Below are 10093 nucleotides of genomic sequence, written 5' to 3' on the forward strand. Positions count from 1 at the left end.
GGTCCCTATCGTGCTCATCAACCTGGAAGGGGTATATGGGCTGAAACCCCGATGGGCGGGAAAAAAACGAAAAGGAACAGCAATTCTCAGGGTTCTCCCCCCAGTTCATACCGATGTGATCGACCAACTCTCAGTGAAAGAGCTCTATGAGTTTCTCAAGGAGAAGCTGTACTATAGCTACCGTTCCTGGCAGGATGAGATGCAGTTTGACTATATCTCAGGGAGAGCGGCTGAAGGAGTAGAAAAAATCCTCTATCTCTGCCCAGATTGCCATTCTACAAGCACCATCCATTCCAAAGGGAATTTGATTACCTGTAGGCAATGTTCACTTACCATGGAACTGGACAACCATGACAAGCTACACACAATCAAGGGAAATACCAGCTTCCTCGATGTCGCTGCCTGGCACGCCTGGGAGAGGGAGTACAGCGCCTCAAGTGAGGGACAATCATTAACATTCCCTCCTGATAAGGGGATCCTGTTCCAGACAGCTGATGAGAGACATCTTAAGCGGATCTCGAAGGATTTCACCCTCTCTCTGGAACAAGACGGAATGCGTCTTCTGGAACGAAACGGGAAAGAACACCTGATGGCTTTTACTGATATCCAATCCATGATTATCAACGCAAAGAACACGGTGGAACTCTACCATCTTCATACTCTGTACAGGATACGGATCCACAAACGAGGTTGTATCCTCAAATATGTGGAAGCGTACCAGCGAAACAAACTGATCCAGAAGGGGGCAACCTTATGAACTGGAACTTCTTTTTCCATATCGGAATCATCTCAGTATCACTTCTACTTGCAGCACTCATTCGTGCCCGAATACGGTTCTTCCAACGGTTCCTGATTCCCGTGCCCATCCTCTCTGGCCTTATGCTCCTGGTTTTCTACAACTTCATCGCACCAAGGTGGGGACTAAGAAATGACTTTCTCGGGGAAATAGTCTACCACTTGCTGAATATCAGCTTTATTTCCATGTTGCTTAGGGTTACACCAAAAGCTCACACGGAAGGGAGGGCGAAACGAACCCTGGCGGCTAATGTGACTGCTGTCTTGGGACAGTATGGCCTGCAATGCTTCTTTGGTCTTATCGCAACCGCTTTGATTATCTCTACATTCAAGCCAGACCTGTTCCCAGCATTTGGCTTTACCCTCCCCCTCGGGTTCGAGCTGGGACCCGGACAAGCATATTCGATTGGAATCGGTTGGGAAGCGATGGGATTCAGGGGAGGTTCCTCAGTGGGACTTACCATGGCAGCCATCGGATTTTTGATTGGTAGTTTTGGTGGCGTGATCTTGATCAACCAAGGACTCAAGCGTGGTTGGATCGGGAAAGAACAGGCAAAGAACATCAATGACCATAGTGTAAGAACCGGATTTTTCAGTAGAGAAGAACATGAACGTCCTATTGGTTCCTACCTATCGACTGATGGAGAGTCGCTGGACTCCATGACCTACCACATTGCACTGATCATGATGACCTATCTGGTTAGCTGGTCTTTCCTTACCGGGCTTTCTGCGCTTCTTGGTCTTATCGGCCCATTGGGAACCGAACTTGCGGACAGCCTTTGGGGTATCAACTTTGTTTTCAGCTCATTCAGTGCACTGGGCGTCAAGATGCTCATGAAGCTGTTCAAGGTCGAGACCACCATCGATAACGCAACATGCAACCGTCTCAGTGGACTCTCTGTTGACTTGACCGTTGCCTCTTCACTCGGTGCAATCAGCTTGGTGGCTGTACAGGGATATTGGATTCCTATCCTTATCCTCACCCTGGTAGGGCTCTTCATCACCGTGGTTATTCTGCCCTGGTACTGTTCACGGCTCTATGATGACCATCAATTCTTCAGAATGTTGATCATCTACGGTTCGGCAACAGGAACACTCCCCACCGGGCTTGCACTGCTTCGTGTGGTCGATAAGGAGTTTGAGACACCGGTTGCCACAGACTATCTCTATTCGGTAGGAATTGTCTTTATCCTGGCCATTCCCATCATCTTGAGTATCAACCTGCCGGCATTCAGCGTCACCAAAAACAAACCCATTCTCTTTATGTGGGCTATCGTAATCAGTGGAGTCTACTTGCTCGCTTCATTCATCTCCTATCTGATCATTGCCAAGAAGCGAGCCTTTATCAAACCCAAGACATTCTTCTACACCGTGGACTAGGGGATTGGTCTGATAATGGATTGTAGGAAAGAGGAGGCTTGTACGGTGTACATGCCTCTCTTTCTCTCCTCCCTTTTCACCCGACTGGCAATACTGCAAAGCGATGTTCGGCAGAACAGTGAATATACCTTCTCGCTGAAGATTTCCACGAAGGAATCAAGCTCGTAGAACTCGTTGAGATAGGGAAAGAGACAGAAGATTTCCAAAGCAATGGAGCGTACCAGCACTTTTTGCTCTCTCAGGTGCAGGATGATCCAAAGGAAACTATTTAATACAAAAAAGCCATCATTATCATCGTAAAAGACATCACCGAAAGACTCCTGTAGAAATACGAAGAACCCCAACTCCTCTATAGCATCACGCCACTGGTTCCCGCTCAGGGCATTGAAGGCCGAATCTGTTTCATCGGTATCGAGACAGAGAAACAGATTGGAGGAGAGAATTCCATTACCAAATTTACTTCTCTTGGCAGGAGACGGAACCGGCCAGCCATCAATGCGATATTGTGCATCAGCCTCGCTGACCTGGAATTCACGGTTTGCATGCTTCTTCAGCAGCTGCTCTATAATATCCTTGGCCACATCCTCATCTATTCCCAGCTTCTTTGCCTCAAGTGCAGAGTCAAATGGTGTACCGTTGTTGTATGCATTGGAGTACTTTTCAAAGAATACATTAAACCCGGACATATCAATCGAAGGCTCTTCCTTCTGAGCCTGCATGTCGTTGTTGATCAGGGAGAATGGAGCCCAAGGCATGCGTAGTTGATGCTTTTCCATACGTAGTACCAAGGATAAGGCCACAGGTTGCAAACCTTCTGGTAGAGGAAGATCCAAGACAGCCATGAGAGCCTCAAACGCATAGCGGTTCATGGCCATGACCATCCACTGCTTTTCCAGCTTGAACACCCGCATCCCTGTAAAAGCAATATCACTCCAGAACTCCTCATCAGGAAAAGCTGAGCGCATCGCATCTGAAGGGTGTTCAAGAACATAGGAGGCCACTTTGCCTCGGTTGTCGACTTTCCAGTATTCCGGGTAGAAGGTATAACGGAGCGTGTCTACAGTAGTGCAGTACACCTCAAATGCCTGTCCTTTATGGCTCAAAGCATCAAAAGAAGCTTGGAAATCGAGAAAGAACATTGCCATGGGATGCTTGATCAGCAAGCTTGTAAAACCGGATGTTGAAAACGTGGCTTTATCGAGTGTGTTGCAGAGAAAGATCACATCGGATGAGGTATAGATCGTGTAGTGGATCATCCCACTGGTCTGAAGACACTGCCCATTATCCATCATGAGGGAGAAATACTGTAAATCTCTGCTCTCACGTTCTTCCTGCATGGTTTGCAGCCCAGGACTGTAGAGTCTATAGGTATCTCCGGTGAGCCTGTCCTCGATTACAAAGAAATCCTTGCAGATGCGCTCTTGGATAGTAAAGAAACTGAAAAATGCAGGTCTCTGCTCCCACTCGATGAGGGCGTCCTGTGCATCATCTGAAAGGGTGTCGGCAAACAGGGCTCGCATGCGACGAATTGCTTTTGGGTCCGTAAGAAACAGGGCATCGGTGTATTGGATAGCCAAAGCATCCACATATTCTCCTGCATCAGGAATCACTGTATGTAGAAATTCGACAAAGGATACAACAAGTTCCGAATTGGCATCATAATCCATGACGTATTCATCAATATTGAATTCCAGATCTTCGTAACGTCTGGAAAATGCCTCACATGCTTGTACAATGGGAGTAGGTATCTTCATGCCTCTATCATTATACAAATATGCCCTTCTTGAAAAGCCTCCTCGTACTATGTGTGGTGCAGTATTTATTTTTGTGTGCTTTTCTTTTTGCCATCCATGCTTTACAGTGAAGGAAACATTCAAAGAAGGTGTAGTTCATGAAACGAAGTGCAGCAATCTTGGTTTTCCTCATGTGCGTGGGTATCGCGTACGCTTCAGCAATCTCCCCTGCCAAGATTCCTCTCACTTCCCCACTCTATGCACAGACAGATCTGTTGTATCGCTTGCATGGGATGCTCTCACCCTCATCCGCCAGGCCGTGGAGTGTCAGTGAAGCAGCAGAGGTCCTATCGGCGATTCCTGAGCAGAGTGCGTTTACAGATCTTTTGCATGCAACACAGTCTCTTCTCAAAGAGGCAAAGCCAAAAGTGCGCAGCGATGCCTTTGCCTACAATCTTATGACCACAATCAACCTGGAATCATATGCACATACCAATACTGAAGATTTTGTTACCATTGAAGATTGGGTCTATGGTTATGACCAGAGACAATCCATGGTTGACTTCACCATGCAGGTACAGTACCACGACAGGTTCTATTTCGATATATCTGTCCCTGTCGGAATCTCAGCAGCATCTGATAGTGATGAGCCCATTACCAATCCAGACCCCATTGGAGCTTTGTTTGGATCTGGAGAGATAGAGTACCAGAAGATTGCTTGTCTCTATCAGATGGGTCTATCGACCAACCTGATCACCCCAGAGACAAATCTCTATGCAGACTGGCCTCGCTCCTCACAGCTCAGTCTTGGGGGAGATTGGTGGAGTGTAAGCGGTGGGCGGGGATCGTTGCGTTGGGGCAACGGCATGAGTGGTGATCTGGTTGTGGGAAGCCATATCAACAACCACAACCACTTCTCTGCATCTGTCTTCAGCAAGGACAACAAGCTCCAGTTCCTGGCAATTTTCCTTCCCAATCCACTGAAGGACGACACAAAACAATCCATATTTCTAGGCCATCGTCTGGAGAGCAACCTAAGGCCGTGGTTGCGTCTCTCCTTTACCGAGAATGCAATGTACAAGGGCCCCTCTCTTCCACTCCGCTACTATGATCCGACCTATTTCTACCATAATCTCTATGATGGGGATCACATGAATGCCATCGCAAGTATTGAAGCTGATATCTTGATCGCACCTGCTCTCTCCTTTCATGGACAGTTTGCACTCGACCAATACCAACTTTCGAACGAGTCTGACTCCGTGGCCAATGCCCTGGCCCATCTCTTGCAACTTACTTACTCTTGGAAAGCATGTGGTGGATATTGGAGCATCTCAGGTGAATATGTTTCAACAGACCCCTCATTCTACAGACGCGATGATGTTGATTTCCTCCTCGCTCGGGGACTCCATAACAACGGGGAACCCGTTCTCATTGATTATCTTGGGTACCAATACGGTTCGGACAGCAAGGTATACCATGCACAACTGAGCTATCTCATTCCCCAAAGAGGAGAAATCAAAGGTTCACTTACAATCCACCGACAAGGAGAGGTAGATTATTTTGCATTCCACCACGAAAACGATGATGGAACAGGAAACAATACCGACGATCCAAACATTTCTGGACCCTCCCCCTCTGGCAATACCATTACTGAGCGACTGATTATCGGCCTTGGTGGCACGTACCATACAAGCATCGCCAACCTAACGCTGTATGGCCAACTGAATTGGATCGGAAGAAGAACCTATGACCGAAGCACAGAGCATGCAGAGAACTATGCTGATGATTTCCAGGTGGTTTTTGGTGTCACAAAACAGTTCTAGACTTTCTTCGCTCTTCAACAATTGCCTCTCCACCTGGTCCTACTGAGAAACTTTACCCTCTGATCTGCCTCGTCAAGTTTATCCCATTGAAACTTGACGCATGGATATAGAACGTTAACTATTTCTTTCCAAATACAGCATTTACACCTTCCTCAACCTTGCCCCTCCCTACCAAAAGGGGTAGTATCGTCAGAGGAACGTATATTCATGAACAGACGATGGACACACAAGGCTCGGCCTTACTTGCTCATACTCCCAGCTTTGATCTTGGCGATGGTTTTCAGCTATCGTCCTTTTCTTGTAACCATCCTCAATAGTTTTCATACCGTCTCAATCATGGGAGAGAGACTCAAGTTTGTTGGACTGGAAAACTATTCCAGGCTCTTCGCCAGTCAATCCTTTCAAGACAGCCTGTCCAACACACTTAGGTTTACGCTTTTTTTTGTCCCAGCAAATATGTTCCTCTGCCTTTCTGCAGCCCTGCTTGCAAACAGGAAAGGAAAGCTTGCTACCTTGAACCAGGTATTTTTCTTTCTTCCCCTTGCAGTCGGGCTCTCCTCTTCCATGATGATTTTCAAGATGATCTTCAATCCCTCTCTTGGTATTGTAAATCATTTGCTTGGTCTAGGAATACAGTGGTTCAATGATCCAAAAGCTGCAATGACTCTCTTGGTCATCGCAGGGGTATACCTGGATTTTGGTTTCAACTTCTTGTTGTTCCATGCCGCTCTTCGCAATGTCCCCAAGGATTTGATCGAGGTAGCACAGATTGAAGGGGCTTCACCTTTTCAGACTTTTCGCTACCTTATTTTTCCTCTGATCGGTCCAACCGTGGTATTCGTTTTGATCACCAATATAAAGGATGCCATGCTTATTTCATCCCCTGTGCTCATCCTCACCGAAGGGGGGCCGTTCCGCTCAACACAGACTCTGGTCTACCAGATGTATCTTGAGGGCTTCAAGAGCGGAAACTATGCAGTGGGGTCCTCCATTGCAACGGTGGTCTTCCTCCTAACCTTCAGCATCCTCCTCATCTTGATGCACTTACAACGAAGGAGGGTATACTACCAATGAGATTCATTAAAGCAAGCATAGCGACCCTATTCTCACTGGTGGTGATATTCCCCATCATCTATACCATCAGTGCGTCTTTCTTCACCTATGCAGACTTCACCTCAATCCCAGCAAAATTGCTGCCATCCAGTTTTTATCTGGAGAACTATGTCCGTGCATTTGCTGAGACCAGTTTGGCACGCTTCCTCGCAAACTCCTTTGTTACAGCAACATTGGGAATGTTGCTCAGGATGGGTATCAGCATAGGGGCAGCGTATGCATTCACATTCTTCACATTCAAGGGAAGAGATGTGCTCTTCTTTGTCGTTATTGCAACCATGCTGCTCCCCTCTGATGCTCTGATCCTTGCCAACTACTCAACCATCAGGACACTGGGACTGACCGATACCTATTTGGGAATTATCAGCACCAAGCTGCTTAGCCCAACCCATATATTCATGTTGCGCCAGTACTTCAAGACCATGAGCAGGGAGTACCGTGAGGCAGCCCTTATAGAGGGATGCAGCGATGCTCGGTTTATCACCACCCTTCTATTGCCGATCAGCAAAGCCGTGGTAATTACCTTGGGTATCCACAGCTTCAGCAACATATTCAACGACTATCTCTGGCCTCTTCTGGTTACAAACAAGGAGGGAATGAGAACTGTGCAGGTAGGACTCACAATGCTTGGTTTCAGTGAGAACCTCGACTACGGTCCTCAGTTTGCTGCCATTGCCCTTCTTATGATTCCGATCGTTATTGCATTCATCATAATGCATTCACCAATACAAAACAGCGTGAGTTCACGCTTCGCAGGGAGATAATACCATGAAACGATTACTAGCTTTGTTACTGCTTGTCATGTTGGCTACCCAGGGGCTTTTCGCTCTTGGTCAGGAGGAGGCCCCAGAGGCCGGAGTGTCCACCCTTACCTGGTGGCATTATGGAAGTGGACTTGCTGGAAAAGCAGTCGATTCCATTGTGCAGGAGTTCAACGAAACCGTTGGAAAGGAGAAACACATCCAGGTCAATGCAGTCTTCCAGGGAAAGGCAAACGATGTTCTCACCAAGACCAAGGCCATCTTACAGTCAGGAAGCACGAAGGACCTGCCCGGTCTGGCCCAGTTCGATGGATCGGCAGTGTTGGATATCCGCGATGTGCCTTCCCTGATTCCTATGGAGGATCTGGCAGTACAGGATGGGTATGACCTTACCCAACTCCTCGAGGCCGCACGTCTCTCGGTAACCTATAAGAATAAGATGATAGCCATGCCGTTCAACAGCTCAACCATTCTTCTTTACTACAACAAGACCGCATTCGACGAAGCTGGCATAGCTACCCCTCCAACAACCCTGGCGGAACTTGGTAATGTTGCCAAGGCATTGATGCAGAAAGACGAGAAAGGAAACATCACTCGCTATGGGTTTGCAAATGTCCCAACCACCTATGAGTTGATCGTATGGCTTGGTCAACAGAACGGGTTGAGTTATATCACCGATAATGAAAATGGACACCTCGGCAACCCTACAAAGGTACTTTTTGATGAGAATGGGACCATGGTGAACTTCCTCACCCGATGGAAAGATCTTTATGCCACTGGGGCGGTAGAAAATCTTACCAGCGATGTGAACGGAGCCTTCGCCAGTGGGCGTGTTGCCATGATCGTAGCTTCCACCAGTAAGCTTACCACCATCCACTCCATGGTTGCTGACCGGTTTGAGGTAGGAGTTGCCAACTTCCCGGCTGTCGATGAGCAGGCAACCGGAGGGGTGAATGTTGGCGGTGGTGCCATATATGCGTTTGACAATCAGTCAGGCAACGGAGATGCTGCGTGGGAATTCGTAAAGTTTGCAACCAGCCCTGAGCAACAGTTCAATTGGCATATTGCAACCGGTTACTTCCCGGTCCACCATGGCACATACTCCATGGATGCTTTCCAGAAGCATATTGAAGAGAACCCACACTACAGGGTAGCCATAGAGCAACTGATGGAGAGCAATCCCAAAATGCAGGGGATTTGGGTACCCAGTGCTTATCAGATCTACTATGCATTCCAGAGTGGAATACTCAGGATGCTGGAAGATGACCTCTCTCCCGAGGAGACCAGCAAGGCCCTTGCACAAGAAATCAATGGGTATTTTGAAGAGTACCTAAGGATGCAGGGAGAATAACAAAAAAAATTGGCTGTTTCCTGTTATAGGAAGCAGCCTTTTCTCATTTACGATAGTTCCTTGAACCTACATCGTTCGCGGAAGGTGCAATTCTTGCACATCAAGCCGGGGCATTGCTGGAAGTCATCATTGGTTTCCAGCTGCTGTACATGCCAGGTAAGATCAGAGACACGTTTTTCCAGTGCAGCTTGTCTCTCCAGGGCTTCACTAAGTTTGCTGCGGTACTGCTTGAGCAGCTCATTACGGCGCTTCTCTCCAGTTGCGTCATCACTGCCCATAAGGATGATGGAACGAATCTCATTCAGAGAAAAGTCCAATTCCTTCAACTCTGCGATTCTATTTAGATACACCACATCTGCATCGGTATAGTAGCGCTGGCCACCTTCTGAACGGGAGTTGGTTTTCAGCAACCCCAGGGACTCATAGTATCTGATGGTCCGTGCGGTAACATTGCATTTTCTAGCCAATTCTCCGATTCGATAGGTATTTTCCTGCATGCCTTAGTTGTACCACAGCTCAACCTCAGAGCTCAAGCAAACAACAGGCTTTTGCATCTTAACAGAGTATGAAATACCAAATAAACCAACAAACCGAACGACGAATCAAGGAGATGGCTGTCTGCGACCGGCCAAGGGAGCGGCTGATTCAGCGTGGGGCTGAGGCACTCAGTGACCAGGAACTTCTCTCCATCCTTATCGGGAGCGGGAATCGTGACCGCCCGGTGAACGCGATAGCCAAGGATCTTCTGGAGCTCTTGGACCGAAAGCCTATGGCCAACAACGAAGACCTTATGGCCATAGGAGGACTTGGTATGGCGAAGGCCACCCTCATAGGGGCAGCCCTGGAGCTTGGAAGGAGAAGGCTCCCTGCCAAACGCAGGCAAATTTCCACTCCCGGGGACATCTTTCCCCTGATCAGGCATTATGCAGGGCGGATGCAGGAACACTTCCTGAGTATCTGTTTGAACGGAGCCCATGAGGTACTCTCGGTGAATGTATGCTCCATAGGCTTGGTAAACCGTACACTCGTACATCCAAGGGAAGTTTTCGGGGAAGCAGTGCGTCAGCGTGCCACGGCCATCCTAGTAGCCCATAATCACCCCAGTGGCAATCTTGAGCCAAGTGTGGAGGACAAGGA

General features: G+C 48.0%; 8 protein-coding genes and 1 pseudogene. 7 read left to right on the forward strand and 2 right to left on the reverse strand.

Features of this window, described 5'->3' with window-relative positions; all coding sequences use genetic code 11:
- Both JF818_RS04740 and JF818_RS04745 read left to right on the forward strand, forming a co-directional pair.
- Positions 1–757, forward strand: a pseudogene (locus JF818_RS04740) (1-acyl-sn-glycerol-3-phosphate acyltransferase); the annotation flags it as partial.
- A complete protein-coding gene (locus tag JF818_RS04745; RefSeq protein WP_198890823.1) occupies positions 754–2175 on the forward strand; it encodes a sodium:glutamate symporter in 1422 nt (473 codons plus the stop codon). The pseudogene JF818_RS04740 and the gene JF818_RS04745, both read left to right, overlap by 4 nt.
- On the opposite strand, the gene JF818_RS04750 is transcribed toward JF818_RS04745, so the two are convergent.
- Positions 2172–3929 carry a hypothetical protein gene (locus JF818_RS04750; RefSeq protein WP_198890824.1) on the reverse strand — a complete coding sequence of 586 codons (1758 nt, stop codon included), beginning with the start codon at positions 3927–3929 and terminating at the stop codon, positions 2172–2174. The two genes, JF818_RS04745 and JF818_RS04750, sit on opposite strands and share 4 nt — an antisense overlap.
- Positions 3930–4066: 137 nt before the next feature.
- Here JF818_RS04750 and JF818_RS04755 point away from each other — a divergent pair, with 137 nt between their 5' ends.
- The 4 genes from JF818_RS04755 (at position 4067) to JF818_RS04770 (ending at position 8956) form a co-directional block, all read left to right on the forward strand.
- Positions 4067–5731, forward strand: a complete 1665-nt coding sequence (locus JF818_RS04755) for a hypothetical protein (protein ID WP_198890825.1) — start codon at positions 4067–4069, stop codon at positions 5729–5731.
- A 207-nt stretch (positions 5732–5938) separates the two neighbouring features.
- The gene (locus tag JF818_RS04760) at positions 5939–6805 is read left to right on the forward strand and encodes a carbohydrate ABC transporter permease (protein ID WP_198890826.1); all 867 of its coding nucleotides are present in this window, start codon (positions 5939–5941) and stop codon (positions 6803–6805) included.
- Complete coding sequence (locus tag JF818_RS04765) at positions 6802–7608, forward strand: carbohydrate ABC transporter permease (protein ID WP_198890827.1); 807 nt, start codon at positions 6802–6804, stop codon at positions 7606–7608. Before JF818_RS04760 ends, JF818_RS04765 begins: the two co-directional genes overlap by 4 nt.
- 4 nt (positions 7609–7612) lie before the next feature.
- A complete protein-coding gene (locus tag JF818_RS04770) occupies positions 7613–8956 on the forward strand; it encodes an ABC transporter substrate-binding protein (protein ID WP_198890828.1) in 1344 nt (447 codons plus the stop codon).
- A 47-nt stretch (positions 8957–9003) separates the two neighbouring features.
- On the opposite strand, the gene JF818_RS04775 is transcribed toward JF818_RS04770, so the two are convergent.
- Positions 9004–9453 carry a MerR family transcriptional regulator gene (locus JF818_RS04775; protein WP_198890829.1) on the reverse strand — a complete coding sequence of 150 codons (450 nt, stop codon included), beginning with the start codon at positions 9451–9453 and terminating at the stop codon, positions 9004–9006.
- A 68-nt stretch (positions 9454–9521) separates the two neighbouring features.
- Between JF818_RS04775 and JF818_RS04780 the strand changes: the two genes are divergently transcribed.
- Positions 9522–10093, forward strand: a 572-nt coding sequence (locus tag JF818_RS04780; RefSeq protein WP_198890830.1) for a RadC family protein, incomplete at its 3' end; no start/stop codon positions are given.

Origin of the sequence: Sphaerochaeta sp. S2, assembly GCF_016406725.1 — a bacterium.
GTDB lineage: Bacteria > Spirochaetota > Spirochaetia > Sphaerochaetales > Sphaerochaetaceae > Sphaerochaeta.